Consider the following 18,179-nt stretch of genomic DNA (forward strand, 5'->3'; position numbering starts at 1 on the left):
TTCATGAGCGCAGCGCACTTCTATCCCATCGGCATTCCCGGCGTCCCCTGGGGTGACGCGGAACGCACCGCCTGGCGCGAGCGCCAGGTCGTGTCCCGGCGCTATCAGGACGACGTCGTCACGCGCGTCGAGGCCCTGGCCGACCGCTTCGAGGTCGTCCGCTACGGACAGCTGACCTACGGCGACGATGTCTACCCGCTGCTCGCGTTGAAGAGCCGCTCGTGGGATCCGGCGCGGCCGGTGGCACTGGTCACCGGCGGCGTCCACGGCTACGAGACGAGCGGCGTGCTGGGCGCGCTCCGGTTCGCCGAGGAACACGCCGAAGCCTTCAGCGATCGCGTGAACGTGATCGTCGTGCCTTGCGTGAGCCCGTGGGCCTACGAGCGCGTGTGCCGCTGGAACTACCACGCGGTCGATCCCAACCGGAACTTCGGCGCGAGCCGCGAGGCCGCGGAGTCCTCGGCGCTGATCGAGCTGCTCGCGCCGTACGCGGGACGGTTCCTGCTGCACATCGACCTGCACGAGACGACGGACACCGACGTCACCGAATTCCGGCTGGCGAAGGCCTCGCGCGACGGCCAGCCGCTGGCGCCCGAATCGGTGCCCGACGGCTTCTACCTCGTCGGCGACAGCGAGACGACGCGGCTGGACTTCCAGGAAGCGATCATCCGCGCGGTCGAGCAGGTCACCCACATCGCGCCGCCCGATGCCGACGGCCGCATCATCGGCGCGCCGTTGAGCGCGCGCGGCGTCATCGAGTTCCCCGTCCGCAACTCCGGCCTGTGCGCGTGCGTGACGCGGGCGCCGTTCACGACGACCACCGAGGTGTATCCCGACAGTCCGCGGACGAATCCCGAGGAATGCGTGGAGGCACAGGTGACCGCGGTGCGCGCGGCGCTGGACTTCGCCCTCGCGCACCGGTCCTGAACGCCGGCCCTGCTGCCAGGACTGGGCAGCCGCGCGTGGAGACTGCCCGGGTCGACCACCCGACCCGAGGCCACCCATGCACATGCCCTCCCCTGCAGGCGCCGATGACTTCGACTTCGAATTCGGCGCCTTCGCCATCCATCACCGCCGGCTGAATCGCCGCCTCAGCGGCTGCGAGGACTGGACCGAGTTTGAAGGCCGTTGCACCACGCGGCCCATCCTCGGCGGGCTCGGCAACATCGAGGACAACGAGCTCGATCTGCCGGAAGGCCGCTACCGCGCGGTGGCGCTGCGCTCCTTCGATCCGAAGAGCGGCCTGTGGGCGATCTGGTGGCTGGACGGCCGCGCGCCCCACGCGCTCGATGTGCCGGTGAAGGGCCGCTTCGACGGTCCGATGGGACTGTTCTTCGCCGACCACGTGCTCGACGGGCGAGACATCAAGGTGCGATTCACGTGGGACAAGCGCAACGCGCAGGAACCCCGCTGGGAGCAGGCGTTCTCGGCCGACGGCGGGACGACTTGGGAGACGAACTGGGTGATGCGATTCACCAGGCTTGCGAGCGATCTCTAAGTGGAGCGTTGCAGGAAGTGCTTGACGGTGGTCGCGTACGGCTCGTATCGCGTTTCCGCGATCTCGCCGGCTAGATACGCCAGCCTGTCGGCAGGTGACCACGAAGCCAGTTCATCGAGATCGCCCACCACCTTCTTTTTATAGACCGACAAGGCCTTGGCGCGGGCTCCCTTCAATGTGGGATTGTCCAACCCGAACACACGGATGGTTTCGCTGGCTCGATACGCGTCAGCCTGCTCCAGCCCTTCACGCACACGGACTTCCCCGGACGAATGGAAATGCAGGTAGTCGTCAGGCTCGTCCTGGTCTGGCTTGAGGAGTGCCGCCGGATTGTAGGAGGCGCCATTGCGATCCTTGTAGTGCCCGCAGTGATCATTCGAACCGCATGCGAGAAACAGGTTGTCCCAGGCGAAGGTCAGTTGAGGAAAGTGGAGGGGATTCTTGCGACGGAAATGCTCGATATGCCCTTCGTGGAGCACCCTGCCCTCGCAGTAGGCACATCGCAGACCGTACTCGTTGGCGTCCTGCGTCGTGACTCCCGGCTCTCCCTGCATCAACACGAGTGCGGCTCGCAACTCACGCTTGCATTCGCGTCCCAGGTCTTCCCACTTGTGCGTGGGATAGCTATAGCCCGTCAGGCACGTGGGAGGCGTCACCCCTGCACGATCAAGCTTGTGCATCAGCCCTACGTCTCCTGCGATTGACGGAGCTTGAAGCCCTGGAATCGGATGAGCCTGTCGGCATCGATCAAAACAGGGTGCCCCGTGCCATAGATGGCCAAGAGCCGATTGCGCAGTGCTCGGCCGTCTGCAGTGTCGTGCTGTCCGCGCTCAATCGCTGCGGTGTAGTCGGCAATCAGTTGAGCCTCCTGCACGGGCGGGATGGGGTTCACGCCCATCACGTCATTAAGCGCGACCGCGCTTTCCAATCCAAGAATCTCCTGATCGGGAGCTGGAGCCTGCCAGTGGCCTTCAGTGTCCTTGAAGACGACCCGAATGTTCTCCCGCTTCACCGTGGAGAGCACCTGCGGACTATGGCTGCTGACGATGAACTGCAGCTTGGGGAAGGCATTCCTCAGGCTCTGCATCACTTGTTGCTGCCAGGCAGGGTGCAGATGCAGGTCGACCTCGTCGATCAGGACGACGCCGGCGCTCTCGCGCGGCGCCCGCTCCCTCAAGAACCCATTGAGACGCACGCAACGCAGGGCCAGATCGGCCGCCAGGGAGATCATGGCGCGCACACCGTCGCTGAGCAGACTGATGGGCAGGGCACCGTGTTCCGGGTGAACCATGGCGAGTTCTTCGAACACGAGGCTGTAATGGAAATGACTCCAACCCTCGCCTGTCATCACGACATCGACCGCATCAGCAATGCCCTGCAGACGGGGTTGCAGGTCCGACCCCTCATAGCCAGGCTGGTCGCGCTGCTGAACGACGGCCAACGAAGCCTTTCGCATCCACTCCTGGAGTTGCACGAAGCTGGACAGCGACGATAGGCAGTCCTCGTAACCCACCGTCCGACTTTCAGTGAGCGTCGCTTTGGTCGACGAACTCTTGTGGCTGACCCATAGCCGCTTCGAGCTGTAGTAGCGGATGACCGGCAACGGCGTCTCGGCAGCATGGCGCAACTGCGTCTGCAACGATGAGCCCAAACGAGCCAGCTGCACAGCCTCCTTCGTGGTGGTCCGGCCCTTGGCGCTGAACAAGCCACGTTGCCATTCGATGTGAGCCGGCTCGATCAAGGCTGCATCGATGAGCACGGGAAAGTTCTGTTCGTTCTCCAGACCATTCCCGACCGGCCCGTAGCGGGCGTCCGTGCGGCGGATGTGTTCGGACTTTCCTGCGTCGAACGCGCCGACGAAGGGGCCGAGCGATGCTGCGATCGCTTCAAGGATGGTGGTCTTGCCCTGACCATTTCTGGCCGCGATGACCGTCAGTTCGGGGTGAAGGCTGATCTCAAACTCGTCGAAGCGACGATAGTTCTTCAGCTTGATCCGCGTCAGCCTCAAAAAGACCTCCGAGTGGTTGTGCACCTCATTATGAATCGGCGCAGCGAGGACCCGGGCGACTGTCCATCTCGTTGGCGGCTACCCCCAGACCGTCACCGGACAGTCCACCTTCCCCTCGCCGTACCTCACCCCCGGCACGACGTCCTGCACCAGGATCGTCGGCCCGTCGAGGTCGACGATGTCGCAGAGTTGGCCGACCAGCATCGCCGGCGCCATCGCCAGGCTGGTGCCGCCCATGTTGCCGACCATCACGCCGAGCTTGAGCACGCGCGCCCGGTGCGCCATCAGCAGCGCTTCTGTCAGGCCGCCGCATTTGTCGAGCTTGATGTTGAGCACGTCGAAGCGCCCCGGCAGCGTCTCAAGTTCATCGAGCGTCAGGCAGCTCTCGTCCGCCGCCGTCGGCATGGGGAAGTCGACGAGCGCCATGTCGGCCTCGCGGCCGCGCGTGAACGGCTGTTCGACGAGGCTGACGTCGCAGGCGACCAGCACCGGCAGCAAGGCTTCGATGGTGGCCGGCGTGAAGCCCTGGTTGGCGTCGACGCTGAGCCAGACGTCGGGTCGCGCCGCGCGCACCGCTTGAACCCGCGCGATGTCGGCATCGGTATCGCCGGTGAGCTTCAGCTTGAGCGCCCTCATGCCGCTGAGCGCCAGTGCCCTCGTCGCCATTGCGCCGGGCTCGTCGGCGCCGAGCGTGATGGTCGTGGTCAGCGGGCGCGGCTCGCCGAGCCCAGCCATCTGCCACACGGCCTGGCCGGTGCGCCGGGCTTCGAGCGCCCACAGCGCGCAGTCGACCGCGTTGCGCGCGCCACCGGGCGGCAGCAGGTGCCGCAGCGCCTCGCGGCCGATGCCGGCCTCGATCGCGTCGCGGACCGCTTCGAGTTGCGCCGGCATGTCCCCCGGGCGATCGTTCAGGTAATAGACGCCGGCAGCCTCGCCGCGTCCTTCGAACGGGCCGTCCCGCAGGACGACGCGCATCGCAGGCATCTCGGTGAACCGGTAGCCGGAGATGACGAAGGGCTCGCGCAGCACGAGCTGCTCGACATGGGTGGACAGTTGGAGGCGGGGCATGGGGAAGGAACTCGGCAGGAAGGGTCAGGCGTTGCGGAAACGCTGGGGGGAGAGATCCCGGGCGTGGACGCCCGCGTCGGCGATGTCGTCGGGCAGGTCCTGGCCGAGCGCGAGCGCCGCGGCCGCCCGTGCCAGCGCAGGCGCGGTCTGGATGCCGTAGCCGCCCTGCCCCGCGCACCAGAAGAATCCCGGCGCCGTCGCATCGAAGCCCGCGACGGGCGTGCGGTCGGGACTGAACACGCGCAGCCCTGCCCAGCGATGCCGCACGCGCGCCACGCGCTGGCCGCTGAGCGTTTCGAAACGGTCGACGGCGATGGCCACGTCCAGTTCCTCGGGCTGCGCGTCGCAGGGCAGGCTCGGCGTCTCGTCCGCCGGGGAGATCAGCAGCAGGCCCGCATCGGGCTTGAAGTAGTGGCTCTCGTCGATGGCGATGACCGCCGGCCAGTCGGCGGCCTCCGCGGCGGTGACGCCGGCCGGCACGTCGATCAGCGCCGCCGTACGCCGCAGCGGCTGCAGCGGCAAGGGCGCGACGCCGGCCATCTGCGCGACCGCATCCGCCCAGGCGCCGGCCGCGTTGATCACCAGCGGCGCGCGCAGGCAGAAGCTGTCGGTGCGGGCGAGCCAGCCCGCCTTCCCGCGCACCAGCTCGCGCAGCGACGCCCCCAGGTGCACCCGCACGCCGCCGGCGCGCGCCAGGCGCAGGAAACCCTGATGCAGCGCGTCGACATCGATGTCCGCGGAGGTGTCGTCGAGCAAGGCGCCTTCGATCCGCTCGCGTCGCAGGATCCCGATGCGCCGGATCACCTCGTCTGGCTCCAGGCGCCGCGTGTGGGCGCGCACGTCCTCGTCCGCGGCGAAGCGGTCGGCGATGGCCTGCTGCCCGGCGCCGATCAGATAGAGCGTGTCACGCGCCCGCAGCAGCGGCACTTCGGCGAAACCGGCCGGCGGCCGGTCGAAGAACGGTCGGCTGGCCCGCGTCAGGGCGCGCACCGGCGCGTTCCCGTAGAGCGCCGAGTACAGCGCCGCGGAGCGGCCGGTGGTGTGATACCCGGCGTGCGCCTCCGCTTCGAGCACGGCCACCGTCAGGTGCGGCGCGAGGTTCGCCGCGATCGACGCCCCGGCGATGCCGGCCCCGATCACCAGGCAATCCACGCTGCGGGCGGTCGTCTCACTCATGGTTTTTAGCTACTTTCCAATTTGGAAAATAACTCTACCATCCGGACAACTCGATGCACAACCTTGTTTGACACGGGAAGACCCGCAGAACTTCCGCCGGAAGGACCGCGACGATGAGCGCCACCATGACCACCCCCAGCACCACATCCGCCAACGCCGAGATCCCCGGGAACGCAGGGAACGCCGGCGACACCGGCGTCGATCGCTCCGCGACGCGTTCGCGCGCCACCTGGTTCGGCCAGCCGCGCGGGCTCACCGTGCTGTTCCTGACGGAGATGTGGGAGCGCTTCTCCTTCTACGGGATGAGCGCGCTGCTGGTCTATTACATGACCAAGCAACTGCACTTCACGCAGGCCGATGCGTCGCTGATCTACGGGCTGTACACGGGGGGCGTGTTCCTCACGCCGATCGCCGGCGGCTACCTCGCCGACCGCTGGCTGGGGCGGCGCCTGGCGATCGTGATCGGCGGCAGCCTGATGGCGGTCGGGCATTTCGCGCTGAGCTGGGAGGCGCTGTTCTATCCGAGCCTCGTGCTCATCGCGCTGGGCAACGGCCTCTTCCTGCCGAACCTGCCCAGCCAGGTCGGCGATCTCTATGGCGAGGACGATCCGCGCCGCGGCGGCGCCTACAACGTCTACTACGTCGGCGTGAACCTCGGCGGGCTGATCGCGCCGCTGGTCTGCGGCACGCTCGGCGAGGTCTACGGCTGGCACTGGGGCTTCGGGGCCGCGGGCGTCGGCATGTGCGTGGGCCTCGGCATCTATCTGCTCGGAGGGCGACACCTGCCGCAAGACCGTCTGCGCGAAACCTCCGCGCGCGCCGCCAATGCCGCAAGCCCCGATGCGGCCGGCTCCGCGGGATCGACGACCACCACGGAACCGGTCGACGGCAGCGCGCGGCGCAAGCCCGGCGCGGCCGCGATCGTCGTGCCGCTGCTGCTGGTGGCCCTGGCGGTGATGGTGTTCCGCAGCTCGTACGCGCACAGCGGCAACACGCTGGCGCTGTGGGCGGACACGAGCGTCGACCTGCACGCGTTCGGCTTCGCGATCCCGGTGACCTGGGTGCAGTCGCTCAACCCGCTGTTCGTCTTCCTGTTCACGCCGCTGCTGATCCGCGCGTGGCGCCGCGCGGCCGTGAAGGGCCGCGAGCCCGCGCCGGTCCGGAAGATGGCGATCGGCGCGGCCGGCGTCGCCGCCGCCTACCTGCTGCTGGCGGCGATGGCCGCGATGTCCGATGGCAAGCCGGTGAGCGGGCTGTTGCTGGTGGTGTTCTTCGCGGTGTACACGGTCGGCGAGCTCTACATCCTGCCGGTCGGGCTGGGACTGTTCGCGCGACTGGCGCCGTCGGGCATGGGCGCGACGGTCATCGCGGCGTGGTTCCTCGCGGCCTTCGCGGGCAACCTGCTGTCGGGGGTCGTGGGTCGTGCGTGGGAGTGGCTCGGACCCGCAGGATTCTTCGTGCTGCTCGCAGCGCTCGCCGCAGCTTCGGCGATCGCGTTATTGGCGCTCACGCCGATGCTCAGGAAGCTGGAGGATTGATCACTGCCACGTCAGCTGGCCCTCACCCCAGCCCTCTCCCGCAAGCGGGAGAGGGAGTAAGAAAGACTCAGCGCTTCGATCCGCGCGCCTTTCCAGGCGCTGCCTTGGCTGCCTTCGGCGCCGGTGCCGGCTCCTGCAGACGCTTGGACACATCGATGAAATGCTGGCTGAACCCGTCCGGCGTGCCGCTGCTGCGCGGCGCGCAGGTCGCCAGGACGCGGCAGCGCGCGTCGGAGGCCTTCAGGTACGCATGCCCCATCTCGCTGTCGAAATAGATCGAGTCGCCGGTCTTCAGCACCACCGGCGCATACAGCTCGCAGTGGAAGGCGATCTCGCCCTCGAGCACATACGCGAACTCCTCGCCGGGATGGCGGATGAGGTCGCCGAACTCGGCCTTGAACTCCTCCAGCGTACGCGCGTTGACCTCGGCGATCAGCGGCGTGACACGCTTGTTCAGCAGCTCCGTCGCGAGGTAGAGCTGCTGGTAGCTCTCGGTCACCACCTGCTGCCCTTCCCCGGCGCGCTCCACGATGCGACGCCCGCCGCCGCCCGGCGCGGCGCGCGAGCCGGGCACGTCGGCCAGCAGCTCCGCCATGTCCACGCCCAGGCCTTTGCTCAGCAGCATCAGCTTGTCGTAGGACAGGGACATGTTGCCCTTTTCCAGTTTGGAAAGCGTCGACACCGCCAGGCCGGTCCGACCGCTCACGTCGCTGAGCGTCAGGCCCAGGCGGCGTCGCACGCTGCGGATGTGGTCACCAGGAAGGTTCGAATCGATGGCCATGGTCGAGGGAGGCAGACAGTGCTTCGATCTTAGCAAGGCCTCCCCGGCGGACCACCGCGATCACCCTGAGTTGACGCTTTGCGCGATGGCATCTAAGGTTTCCACCAATGTGAAAGCTTTTTCCAAATTGGAAACTTGTGGCTCCACTTCGCCCGCCCCGCCAGGAGTCCACCGAATGATTGCCGCCCCCCGCCCAGCCCGTTCAATCCGGTCAGTCCGCTCCCCCCGCGCCGGCCGCCCCGCGCCCGGCGTGCGCCGCTTCGCCCTGGCGCCGCTGCTGCTGCCCTGCCTGGCCGCGATGCAGGCGATGCCGGCCTGGAGCCAGTCCGCCACGCCCGCCGCGCCGGCCGCCTCCGCGGCGACGGCGGCGACACCGGTCGAGAAGGACAACGAGCGCGCCGCGGTCAAGGCGGAGAAGCTGGAAGTCGTGACCGTCACCGCCACGCGCCGCCGTGAACCGCTGCGGGACGTGCCGTTGCGCGTCGAGACCATCAGCACCGAAGGCCTGGAGCGCTCCGGCGCCGGCTCACTGGTCGACTACGTCGGCAACCTGCCCGGCGTGGACGTGAGCAGCGACGGCGGTCCCGGTCGCGGTCAGGTCAGCATCCGCGGCGTCAACGTGGGCAGCGCGGGCACGGCGACGGTCGGCACCTATGTGGACGAAGTGGCCTACGGCTCCAGTACCGCCTTCGGCGGCGCCGCCGTCGCCGCGCTCGACATGTCGCTGCTGGACCTGCACCACATCGAGTTGCTGCGCGGCCCGCAGGGCACGCTCTACGGCGCCGGCGCCATGGGCGGCCTGCTGAAGTACGTCACCAACGAGCCCGACACCCTGGAGTTCTCCGGCAAGGTCGGCTTCGGCGTGCGCGGCATCAAGGGCGGCGCGCTGGGGCACACCGAGAACGCGGTCGTGAACGTGCCGCTCAGCGCCGGCGTCGCCGCGTTGCGCGTGGCGGCGTTCAACGACCATGATGGCGGCTACATCAAGGCCTCGGGCCTGGCGCCGGGCAAGCACGTCAACGACGGCGACACGCGCGGCGGACGGGTCGCGCTGCTGCTGGAGCCGATGTCCAAGATGAAGATCCGCCTTTCCGCAGTCGACCAGAAGATCGAGCGCGACGGCACCGGCGTGGTCCAGTACGACGTGGCCACCGGTCAGCCGATCCACGGCGACCTGACGCACGACCTGTCGATCTCCGAGCCCTACAGCATCCGCACGCGGCTGCTGTCCGCCGACGTCGACTACGACTTCGGCTGGGCGCGCCTGAACGCCATCGTCTCCAGCCAGCGCTTCAACGGCGACACGCTGCTCGACGCCACCGAGATCCTCGGCGGCGGCGCCTTCGACTTCGTCCAGCTGGACAACCGCACCAGGCTGCGCAAGGAGACGCAGGAGCTGCGCCTGACCTCGGCGCGCGGCACCATCGAATGGCTGGTCGGGCTGTATCACAACAAGGAGCGCAACAACTACAACCAGCGCCTGTGGGGCCTGCCCACCGGCGCGGACGCGGACATGGAGCTGGTGCGCGTCGGCCAGCCCGCGAGCTACGAAGAGAACGCCGTCTACGGCGACGTGACCTGGAACCCGACCTCGGCGCTGTCCTTCACGCTGGGCGCGCGCGTGGCCCGCAACAAGCAGGCCTACGAGACGCTGACCAACGACGTGCCCGACTTCGAGACGCCGGCCACGTCCAAGGACCGTTCGAACACCTACCTCGCGACGGGACGTTATTCGCTCGACAAGCAGAGCAGCGTCTACGTGCGCGCCGCCAGCGGCTACCGCCCCGGCGGCCCGAACCCGCAGGCCATCGACGAGAACGGCCAGGTCATCCCGGGCGCGCCGACCTCCTTCGAGGCCGACACCCTGTGGAGCTACGAGGCCGGCTACAAGGCCGACCTGCTCGACCGGCGGCTGTCGCTGGAGGTGGCGCTCTTCGACATCCGCTGGAGCAAGCTGCAACAGCCGCTGGCCTTCGGCGCGACGACCGTGATGGGCAACGCCGGCAAGGCCGAGGTCAAGGGCCTGGAGCTGGCATCGCGCTATGCGATCAACGACGACTGGCGCCTGGAAGGCAACCTGGCCTGGACCGACGGCAAGCTCAAGGAGGACGCGCCCGCGCTCGGCGCGTCCGGCGCGCGGCTGCCCAACTCCGCCAAGCTGTCCGTGTCGCTGGGCGCGCGTTATGCGTTTGCGTTGGCCGGCAAGCCGTCCTATGCGAGCCTGCAGGTGCGGCACGTCGGCAAGCGCAATGCCGGTTTCGACAGCGAGACGACCTCCATCCCCAACTTCGTGATGCCGGCCTACACGCTGGTCGACGCGCAGTGGGGCATGGACTTCGGCGCGTGGCAGCTGTCGGCCTTCGTCCGCAACCTGACCGACAAGCGCGCGATCCTCGGCGCCGACACCGCGCTCACCGCCTTCGGCGGTCCGCTGCGCGCGACGCCGGCGCAGCCGCGCACGATCGGCGCCTCGGTCACCTACAACTTCTGAACGCCGCCCCATGAAGCCACTCACCCTGCGCCTAGGCGCCCTGATGCTGGCCGCGCTCGGCGCCGCGCCGATCGCCTCCGCGCAGACGCCGACGACCACGCCCAAGTCGGCGCCGATCGCGCCGATCACCGCGACAGCACCGGCGTCGGCCGCCTCCGCCGCGGCGGCTGCAACCTCCCCTGTCACGGCGAAGGCGGCCACCCAGCCGATGACGCTCGCCGACACGCAAGCCTGGCTGGACGGGCTGATGCCCGCCGCGCTGAAGATGGCGCAGGTGCCGGGCGCCGTCGTCGTCATCGTGAAGGACGGTCAGCCGCTGATCCAGAAAGGCTACGGCTACGCCGACTGGGACCGGCGCGTCCCCGTCGATGCGGAGCGCACGCTGTTCCGTCCCGGCTCCGTGTCCAAGCTGTTCACGTGGACGGCGGTGATGCAGCTGGTCGAGCAGGGCCAGCTCAACCTGGACGCCGACCTCAACCAGTACCTGGACTTCAAGATCCCGCAGTTCAACGGCAAGGCGATGACGCTGCGGCACGTGCTCACGCACACGACGGGGTTCGAGGAGACGGCGCGCGACCTGATCACCTATACCGGCAAGTCGCCCGACCTGGCGAAGGTGTTGAAGGACTACATCCCGCCCGCGCTCTACGAGCCGGGCGCGCGGCCGGGCTACTCGAACTACGCGACGGCGCTGGCCGGCTACATCGTGCAGCGCGTCAGCGGTCTGCCCTTCGACGACTACGTCGAGCAGAAGATCTTCACGCCGCTGGGCATGCGGCACGCGAGTTTCCGTCAGCCGCTCCCGCCGGCGCTGGCGCCGCTGATGTCGCAGGGCTACGAGAAGCAGGGCGATCCGGGCAAGGGCTTCGAGATCGTCAGCCTGGCGCCCGCCGGCAGCCTGTCGGCGACAGGCGCGGACATGGGACGCTTCATGCTGGCGTTCCTGCAGCAGGGACAGCTCGGCGAGGCGCGCCTCCTGAAGCCCGAGACCGTGAAGCAGATGCATGGCCAGCTGACGAAGCCGATGCCGGACCTGCTCGGCATCGGGCTGGGCTTCTACCAGCACGACATCAACGGCCATCGCGTCGTCGGCCACGGCGGCGACACCATCCTCTTCCACACCGACCTGCTGCTGTTCGTCGACGACGGCATCGGGCTCTACATCTCGGTCAACTCGCCGGGCAAGGACGGCCAGGGCAAGTGGTTGCGCGACCGCGTGCTGGAGTCCTTCGCCGACCGCTACCTGCCGGACGCCCGCCCGGCGACGGCGCGCCAGGTCGACGACGCCACCGCGAAGCAGCATGCGCAGCAACTCGCGGGGTCGTACCAGAGCACGCGTCGGGAGGACTCGACTTTCTTCTCGCTGCTGCCGCTGCTCAGCCCGCTGAAGGTGGAGGCACTGGACGACGGCCGCGTGGCGCTGGAACTCGCGGGCTCGCGCAGCGTGTTCCGCGAGGTCAAGCCGTATCTGTGGGAAGAGGAGCACGGCAAGCGCCGCCTGCAGGCCATCGTCGAGAACGGCCGCGTGGTTCGATGGGGTCTGGAGCCCTACGTCTTCGCCTTCGTGTTCGAGCCGGTGCCGGCGCTGTCGGGCGGCCTGGCGCTGCTGCTGGCCGGGATCGCGCTGGTGACCCTGCTGCTCACGGCGCTGCTGTGGCCGGTCGCCGCAGTGCTGCGGCGCAGGCACGGCGTCGCGGCGCCGGGCCGTCCGTTGCTCGCGGTGCGCATCGCCAGCGTCCTGGTCCTGCTGACGGTCGCGCTGTGGACGCTGGTGTTCACCCGCCTCGAAGGCGACGGCGACCTGAGCGTGGTCCTGCCCCTCGCGCAAGTCCTGACACTGGTCGCGTTCATCGGCGGATTGCTTGCCTCGCTGTGGCAGGCGAGGCCCGCCTTCCAGGGCGGCGGCGGCAAGGCGGCCAAGGCGCTGGCCGTGGTCTGGGTGCTGGCCTTCGCGGTCCTGATCGTGGTAGGTGCCGCCCACCACCTGATGAGTTTCAACCAGAACTTCTGACCCCGAGGCTCCCGGGATGGAGTCGAGGCGCGCCCACGAGGCGCGCCTGTTTCGCTTGAAGGATGCGCTATGAATCCGATGAAAAAGGCCGGTCTCACCGGCTTGGTGACCTTGGCGCTGGCGATTTCCGCGGCGTCGCTGTCTCACTCGCAGCCCAGCGGGCAGCCCGCGGCGATACCGCCCGAGAAGCCGCTCGCGCCCAAGGTCGCCGCCACGCCCGAGCCGTCCGCTTCCGCGGCCCGCGCGGCCGCCGCGCTGACCGCCACCGACCTCGAAGCCTGGCTGGACGGTCGCGTCGCGTACGCGCTCGAAGCGGGCGACATCGCCGGCGCCGTGGTGTCCGTGGTGAAGGACGGACAAGTGCTGTTCCAGAAGGGCTACGGCTACGCCGACGTGAAGGCCAAGGTGCCGATGAGCGCGGAGACCACGATGGTGCGGCCCGGCTCGACGTCCAAGCTGTTCACCTGGACGGCGGTGATGCAGCAGGTCCAGGCGGGCAAGCTGAATCTGGACCGGGACGTCAACGACTACCTCGACTTCAAGATCCCGCAGACCTTCGGCAAGCCGATCACGCTGCGGCATCTGATGAACCACACCGCCGGTTTCGAGGAGGGCCTGAAGGACCTGCTCGCCTACGACCCGAAGCTCGCGCCGTCCAACGAGGACTACCTGAAGCAGCATCCGCGACCGATGCTGTTCGCGCCCGGGCAGGCACCGGGCTACTCCAACTACGGCGTCGCGCTGGCCGGCTACATCGTGCAGCGTGTCTCGGGCGAGCCTTTCGACGCCTACGTCGACCGCCACATCTTCCAGCCGCTGGGGATGCTGCATTCGACGACGGCGCAACCGCTGCCGGCGAAGTTCGCGCCTTTCATCGCCAAGGGGTATCGGCAGGCCAGCGATCCAGAGCCCTCCCCGTTCGAACTCGTCGTCACCGCGCCTGCGGGCAGCGGCAGCGCGACCGCGTCGGACATGGCGCGCTTCATGCTCGCCCACCTGCAGCAGGGCAGGTTCAACGGCCACGAGATGCTGAGTCCGGCCACCACCGCGCTGATGCACAGCCCGTCCGCGCAGGCGCGGCCCGGCTTCAACGTGATGGCGCACGGCTTCTTCCGTGAGTTCCGCAACGGCCGCACGCTGCTCGGTCACGGCGGCGACACCGTCGTGTTCCATTCCGACCTGAGCCTGCTGCCGGACGAAGGCGTCGGGATCTTCGTGTCCTTCAACAGCCGGGGAAAGGACTCGGCGGTCTACCTCGCGCGCAAGGCGCTGATGGAGGGTTTCCTCGACCGCTACTTCCCCGGCAAGCCGGTCGTCGACGCGCCGGTGCTGGCGTCCGCGACCAAGGACGCGCAACTGATCGCGGGGCGCTACCAGACCTCGCGCCGCGTCGAGCACGGTTTCCTCAGCGCGCTGTATCTGATGAACCAGACGGTGATCGCCGCCAATCCCGATGGCACCATCCTCGCGCCGTCGGGCCCGACCGGTGAGATGGCGACCTTCCGCGAAGTGGCGCCGCAGCGGTGGCGCAAGCAGGGCGCGATGCAGGAACTCGCGCTCGTCGAGGTGGAGGGCGTGAAGACCGTGATCGACAGCGAGAACCCTGTCTCCGTGTTGCAGGAAGCGCCCTTCCTCCGTTCCGCGCCCTTGACGCTGAGCATCCTGGGACTGTCGCTGCTGGTGCTGGCGAGCGCGCTCGCGGCCTGGCCGCTGGGCGCGCTGCTGCGGCGCGCGGATCGCGCCACCAGCGGCGCGTCGCCCGCGCTGCACAAGCTGCGCCGCTGGCAGCGCATCGCGGTCGTCGTCGACCTCGTCTGGGTGGGGGCGTGGCTGGTGCTCATCATGCCGGTGCTCAGCACCGACCTGGCCCTCTACAACGGCGGCAACGACTGGCTGTTCGGCCTGATGCAGCTGAGCGGCATGTTCGCGATCGCCGCGGCGCTGGTCGGCGCGTGGGTCGCCTGGAAGCTGTTCCGCGTCGATGCCACACGTCTGTCACGGGTGTGGGGCGTGCTGGTCGCGATGGCCCTGGCGGGCATGGTCTGGATCGGCGTGGTCGGCCAGCTGATGGCCTTCAACCTCAACTATTGAGCGTCCATGAAATTCTTCATCGCCCACCTCGCCACCGAGACCAACACCTTCGCGCCGGCGCCGACGGGGCTGGGCGGCTTCGAGGAATACGGGATCTTCCACGGCGACGCCAGTCGGCGCGATCCCGAGGGCACCGGCGCCTTCATGCGCTTCCTGCGCGACCTGATCGAGTCGGAAGGTCACGAGGTCGCCGAGAGTCTTTGCGCCATTGCGCAGCCGTCAGGTCGCACGGTGCGGCATGTCTACGAAGCGCTGCGCGACGAGATCCTCGCCGACCTGCGCGCGGCGATGCCGGTCGATGCGGTGCAGCTGCTGCTGCACGGCGCGATGGCGGCAGAGGGGTATGACGATTGCGAAGGCAATCTCGCCGCGCACATCCGCGAGGTCGTGGGGCCGGACGTCCCGATCGGGCTGGAGCTCGATCTGCACTGTCATCTCACGGCGCTGATGCAGCGCTCGGCGGATGCGATCGTGGCGTTCAAGGAGTACCCGCACATCGACGCGGAGCCCCGCGGGCGAGAGCTGTACCGGATCCTCGTCGACACGGCCGCAGGCCGCGTCCGCCCGGTCACGGCGACCTTCGATTGCAAGATGGTCGGACTCTGGCACACGACGCGTGAGCCGATGCAGTCCTTCGTCGCGCGCATGCTGGCCCTTGAGCGCGAACCGCGCGTGCTGTCGGTGTCGCTCGGCCACGGCTTCCCCTGGGGCGACGTGCCGGAGGCCGGCGCGAAACTCTGGGTCGTGACCGACAACGACGCCGCGCTGGCGCGCTCACTCGCGGAACAACTGGGGCGCGAGCTCTGGGAGATGCGCGAGGCGATCGGTCCCGAGCTGATCGACGTCGACGGCGCGCTTGACCGCGCGCTGGCGCTGGGCGAAGGCCCGGTGGTGCTGGCCGACATCGCCGACAACCCCGGCGGCGGCGCGCCCTGCGACAGCACCTTCATCCTGCGCCGCATCGTCCAGCGCGGCATCGGCAACGTGATCGTCGGCGCGCTGTGGGACCTGGGCGCGGTGCACATCTGCCGCGACGCGGGCGTCGGCGCGGAACTCGACCTGCGCATCGGCGGCAAGTGCGGACCGGCCTCCGGCGATCCGCTGGACCTGCGGGTGGTGGTGCGCGCGGTGGTCGAGGACCACACGCAGTCGGCGCTGGGCACGCGCGAGCGGCTCGGCACCTGCGTGCGCGTCGAGGCGGCGAACGGCGTGCACATCGTGCTCTGCTCGATCCGCACACAGACCTACGGTACGGACGCCTTCACCGGCCTGGGCCTGACGCTGGAGAACAAGGCGCTGATCGTGGTGAAGTCGACGCAGCACTTCCATGCCGAGTTCGCGCCCATCGCCAAGGCGGTGCTCTACGTCACCACGCCAGGCGCGATGAGCTGCGATTTCGCAAGTACGCCTTATCGGCTGAGGTCGCTGGACTACTGGCCGAGGGTGGCGGATCCGCACGGATTCGGTTGACGTCGCCGTCCGGCGAGAATGCCCTCCCATGGCACAAGGCAAACGCATCTCCGTGGACATCGACGACGGCGCTCTTGAAGCGATCAAGGCGCTGGGCGCCGCGGCCAAGGCCGCGCGCACGGCGGCCGGCGAAAGTCAGGGCGCAGCGGGCGCACGGCTGGGAGTCCACGTCCAGACCATCGCGCGCATCGAATCCGGCGAACCCGGCGTCGCGATCGGGCATGTGTTCGGGATGCTGGCGCTGTACGGGATCAGGCCGGGACTGCCGGGCTGACCAGTTCAATGCTTGCTCCCGCCCGACAAGGCCACAGCGCCTCCGGCGGCCACCGCTCACCGGATCACGATCTCGTTCTCCCGCTCCTCGACCTTGAGCCCGAACCCGGCGCGCAGCAGGCGCGCAAAGCCGTCGACGTTGTTCACGTCGAAGGTGCCGTCGATGCGGGTCTGCGCCGCGCGCTCGTTCTCGATGCGCAAGGTCCGCCGGTTGTAGCGGTTGAACTCCGCCGCTGCCTGCGCGAGCGTCATGCCGTCCAGCTGCAGCTTGCCCTGCATCCACGCCAATCCGCCGGCCACGGCCTCCGGCGTCTCATGCGCTAGCTTGAGCGAGGACCGCGCCGCCCCGCTCACGTCGGCCACGTCGGCCGCCGCCAGGATCGCCGACGCGCCGGACTGGCCGTCGACCTGCACGCGTCCCTCCACGACCCGCACGCGCAACCGGTCTCCGTCCCGCCGCAGCGAGAAGCGCGTGCCGATCACCGTCACCCGCTGCGCGCCCGCATGGATCACGAACGGCCGCTGGGCATCGCGGGCGATGTCGAAGTAGGCCTCGCCGCTGTCCAGCCAGACGCGGCGCTCTCGCGCATCGACCTCGGTACGCAGGCGCGTGTCGGTGTTCAGCGTCAACGACGAGCCGTCCGTCAGCGCCACCACTGCGCGTTCACCGACCGCGGTGACATGGGACTCGCCCGCGTGCCACGGCCACACGCCGCCGGGCTCGCTCAGGCCGATGCTCAGCGCAAGGCCCAGCGCCGCCGCGGCGCCCGCGCCCCAACGTGTCACACGGTGCGACCAGAATGACGAAGCGCTGCGCAGCAGCGGCGTGTCGTCGAGTGTCCGCGTCGACCCCTGCAGCGCCTGCAGCCGGTCCGAGCGCGTCCACGCGGCTTCGAGTCGCAGGAACGCGACCAGGTGCGTCGTCGACTGCGCGAGCCAGTCGTCGAGCGCCTGCTGGCGCTCCGGGGTCCATCCCTGGCCGTCGCGCGCCGCGAGCCAGTCCGCCGCCGCGGCGTCCACGGCCCGGGCACCGGCGGCGGTCGTCGCTTCGTCTTCCGCGGGGGTCCTGTGATTGCTGTTCATCGTCAATGTTTCCGCGCCGGCAGGTCGTCGTCCTGCGCCGCCTCGTGATCGTCCTGGATGCGGCCTTCGCGCGCCTTCGCGCCTCGGCCGTCGCGGGCCTTGCCGTCCCCGCGGCCCAAGGCCTGGGCCAGCGCCCGGATGCCCTTGGACACCTGCCGCTCGACCGTGTCCTCGGTGATGCCCATGCGCTCTGCCACCTCGCGCTGCGACAGCCCCTCCACCTTGCGCAGCCGCACCACCTCGCCGCAGCGCGGCGGCAGCGCCGCGAGCGCCGATTCGAGCTGTCGCAGCTCGCTCCGTCCGGCGAGGTGCCGTTCCGGGCTGAGCTCGTCCGCCGTCGGCATCACGGCCTCCAGGTCCGCATAGGCCTCGATGGAGACGACCTGCGTGCGACGCGCCCGGTCGATCAGCAGGTGCCGCGCCACCGACAGCACGAAAGCCGGCGCCGAATCGGGCCGCCGTTGCGCGGCGGCGTCGAACACGCGGGCGTAGACCTCCTGCCGCAGATCGTCGATCTCATCGACGTCGCGCCAGTTCCTGCGCAGGAAGCGCATCAGCTGCGGCTCGTGGGGGAGCACCTCCTCCACGAACCATCGTTTCAACTCATCGAGCGACACATCCCGTCCTCGCGTTCAACGTCGGCGCGGACCGCGCTCATCGCGCTCATCGCACTGATCGACGCATTCATCGT

At 68.9% G+C, this 18,179-nt stretch carries 15 protein-coding genes; 8 read left to right on the top strand and 7 right to left on the bottom strand.

Going from position 1 to position 18,179, the window contains the following annotated elements:
- Positions 1-3: 3 nt before the first annotated feature.
- Together PV762_RS15610 and PV762_RS15615 are read left to right on the top strand one after the other, a co-directional pair.
- A complete protein-coding gene (locus tag PV762_RS15610; protein WP_421035921.1) occupies positions 4-927 on the top strand; it encodes a M14 family metallopeptidase in 924 nt (307 codons plus the stop codon).
- A gap of 76 nt (positions 928-1,003) precedes the next feature.
- The gene (locus PV762_RS15615; protein WP_421035922.1) at positions 1,004-1,498 is read left to right on the top strand and encodes a DUF1579 domain-containing protein; all 495 of its coding nucleotides are present in this window, start codon (positions 1,004-1,006) and stop codon (positions 1,496-1,498) included.
- Here PV762_RS15615 and PV762_RS15620 read toward each other — a convergent pair.
- From PV762_RS15620 to PV762_RS15635, 4 genes are read right to left on the bottom strand one after another with little or no spacing between them, the layout of a single operon-like run.
- Positions 1,495-2,178: a retron system putative HNH endonuclease gene (locus PV762_RS15620; protein ID WP_421035923.1), complete on the bottom strand. Its 684-nt coding sequence runs from the start codon at positions 2,176-2,178 to the stop codon at positions 1,495-1,497. The genes PV762_RS15615 and PV762_RS15620 overlap by 4 nt on opposite strands.
- Positions 2,179-2,183: 5 nt before the next feature.
- Entirely contained in the window at positions 2,184-3,530 is a 1,347-nt protein-coding gene (locus tag PV762_RS15625) for an AAA family ATPase (protein ID WP_421035924.1), read from the bottom strand.
- A gap of 54 nt (positions 3,531-3,584) precedes the next feature.
- Entirely contained in the window at positions 3,585-4,574 is a 990-nt protein-coding gene (locus PV762_RS15630; RefSeq protein WP_421035925.1) for a dipeptide epimerase, read from the bottom strand.
- Positions 4,575-4,598: 24 nt separating this feature from the next.
- The gene (locus tag PV762_RS15635) at positions 4,599-5,750 is read right to left on the bottom strand and encodes an NAD(P)/FAD-dependent oxidoreductase (protein WP_421035926.1); all 1,152 of its coding nucleotides are present in this window, start codon (positions 5,748-5,750) and stop codon (positions 4,599-4,601) included.
- A 113-nt stretch (positions 5,751-5,863) separates the two neighbouring features.
- Between PV762_RS15635 and PV762_RS15640 the strand changes: the two genes are divergently transcribed.
- Entirely contained in the window at positions 5,864-7,288 is a 1,425-nt protein-coding gene (locus tag PV762_RS15640) for a peptide MFS transporter (RefSeq protein WP_421035927.1), read from the top strand.
- A gap of 67 nt (positions 7,289-7,355) precedes the next feature.
- Here the strand turns inward: PV762_RS15640 and PV762_RS15645 are convergent, their stop codons facing one another.
- Positions 7,356-8,069, bottom strand: coding sequence for a helix-turn-helix domain-containing protein (locus PV762_RS15645; RefSeq protein ID WP_421035928.1), 714 nt, complete (start codon positions 8,067-8,069; stop codon positions 7,356-7,358).
- Positions 8,070-8,319: 250 nt separating this feature from the next.
- On the opposite strand from PV762_RS15645, the gene PV762_RS15650 reads away from it, so the two are divergent.
- The 5 genes from PV762_RS15650 to PV762_RS15670 all read left to right on the top strand — a co-directional run bounded on the left by PV762_RS15650 (position 8,320) and on the right by PV762_RS15670 (position 16,406).
- Positions 8,320-10,560 (top strand): TonB-dependent receptor, encoded by a 2,241-nt coding sequence (locus tag PV762_RS15650; RefSeq protein WP_421035929.1) that lies wholly within the window; start codon positions 8,320-8,322, stop codon positions 10,558-10,560.
- Positions 10,561-10,570: 10 nt separating this feature from the next.
- Entirely contained in the window at positions 10,571-12,571 is a 2,001-nt protein-coding gene (locus PV762_RS15655; protein WP_421035930.1) for a serine hydrolase domain-containing protein, read from the top strand.
- A gap of 69 nt (positions 12,572-12,640) precedes the next feature.
- Positions 12,641-14,662: a serine hydrolase domain-containing protein gene (locus PV762_RS15660; protein WP_421035931.1), complete on the top strand. Its 2,022-nt coding sequence runs from the start codon at positions 12,641-12,643 to the stop codon at positions 14,660-14,662.
- 6 nt (positions 14,663-14,668) lie between these two features.
- Positions 14,669-16,132: a M81 family metallopeptidase gene (locus PV762_RS15665; RefSeq protein ID WP_421035932.1), complete on the top strand. Its 1,464-nt coding sequence runs from the start codon at positions 14,669-14,671 to the stop codon at positions 16,130-16,132.
- 28 nt (positions 16,133-16,160) lie between these two features.
- Positions 16,161-16,406: a helix-turn-helix domain-containing protein gene (locus PV762_RS15670; RefSeq protein WP_421035933.1), complete on the top strand. Its 246-nt coding sequence runs from the start codon at positions 16,161-16,163 to the stop codon at positions 16,404-16,406.
- 56 nt (positions 16,407-16,462) lie between these two features.
- Here PV762_RS15670 and PV762_RS15675 read toward each other — a convergent pair whose 3' ends face one another.
- Positions 16,463-17,488, bottom strand: coding sequence for a FecR family protein (locus PV762_RS15675; protein ID WP_421035934.1), 1,026 nt, complete (start codon positions 17,486-17,488; stop codon positions 16,463-16,465).
- Between the two features lie 2 nt (positions 17,489-17,490).
- Positions 17,491-18,090, bottom strand: coding sequence for an RNA polymerase sigma factor (locus tag PV762_RS15680; protein WP_421035935.1), 600 nt, complete (start codon positions 18,088-18,090; stop codon positions 17,491-17,493).
- Positions 18,091-18,179 lie beyond the last annotated feature (89 nt).

The organism is Mitsuaria sp. CC2, assembly GCF_048957715.1.
In the GTDB taxonomy this organism is placed as follows: Bacteria; Pseudomonadota; Gammaproteobacteria; order Burkholderiales; family Burkholderiaceae_C; genus Roseateles.

Excerpts from the sequence above, each read along its gene's own strand:
- PV762_RS15610 (WP_421035921.1), top strand. The coding sequence starts at position 4 with ATGAGCGCAGCGCACTTCTATCCCATCGGCATTCCCGGCGTCCCCTGG.
- PV762_RS15615 (WP_421035922.1), top strand. The coding sequence starts at position 1,004 with ATGCACATGCCCTCCCCTGCAGGCGCCGATGACTTCGACTTCGAATTC.
- PV762_RS15620 (WP_421035923.1), bottom strand. The coding sequence starts at position 2,178 with ATGCACAAGCTTGATCGTGCAGGGGTGACGCCTCCCACGTGCCTGACG.
- PV762_RS15630 (WP_421035925.1), bottom strand. The coding sequence starts at position 4,574 with ATGCCCCGCCTCCAACTGTCCACCCATGTCGAGCAGCTCGTGCTGCGC.
- PV762_RS15635 (WP_421035926.1), bottom strand. The coding sequence starts at position 5,750 with ATGAGTGAGACGACCGCCCGCAGCGTGGATTGCCTGGTGATCGGGGCC.
- PV762_RS15640 (WP_421035927.1), top strand. The coding sequence starts at position 5,864 with ATGAGCGCCACCATGACCACCCCCAGCACCACATCCGCCAACGCCGAG.
- PV762_RS15645 (WP_421035928.1), bottom strand. The coding sequence starts at position 8,069 with ATGGCCATCGATTCGAACCTTCCTGGTGACCACATCCGCAGCGTGCGA.
- PV762_RS15655 (WP_421035930.1), top strand. The coding sequence starts at position 10,571 with ATGAAGCCACTCACCCTGCGCCTAGGCGCCCTGATGCTGGCCGCGCTC.
- PV762_RS15660 (WP_421035931.1), top strand. The coding sequence starts at position 12,641 with ATGAATCCGATGAAAAAGGCCGGTCTCACCGGCTTGGTGACCTTGGCG.
- PV762_RS15665 (WP_421035932.1), top strand. The coding sequence starts at position 14,669 with ATGAAATTCTTCATCGCCCACCTCGCCACCGAGACCAACACCTTCGCG.
- PV762_RS15670 (WP_421035933.1), top strand. The coding sequence starts at position 16,161 with ATGGCACAAGGCAAACGCATCTCCGTGGACATCGACGACGGCGCTCTT.
- PV762_RS15675 (WP_421035934.1), bottom strand. The coding sequence starts at position 17,488 with ATGAACAGCAATCACAGGACCCCCGCGGAAGACGAAGCGACGACCGCC.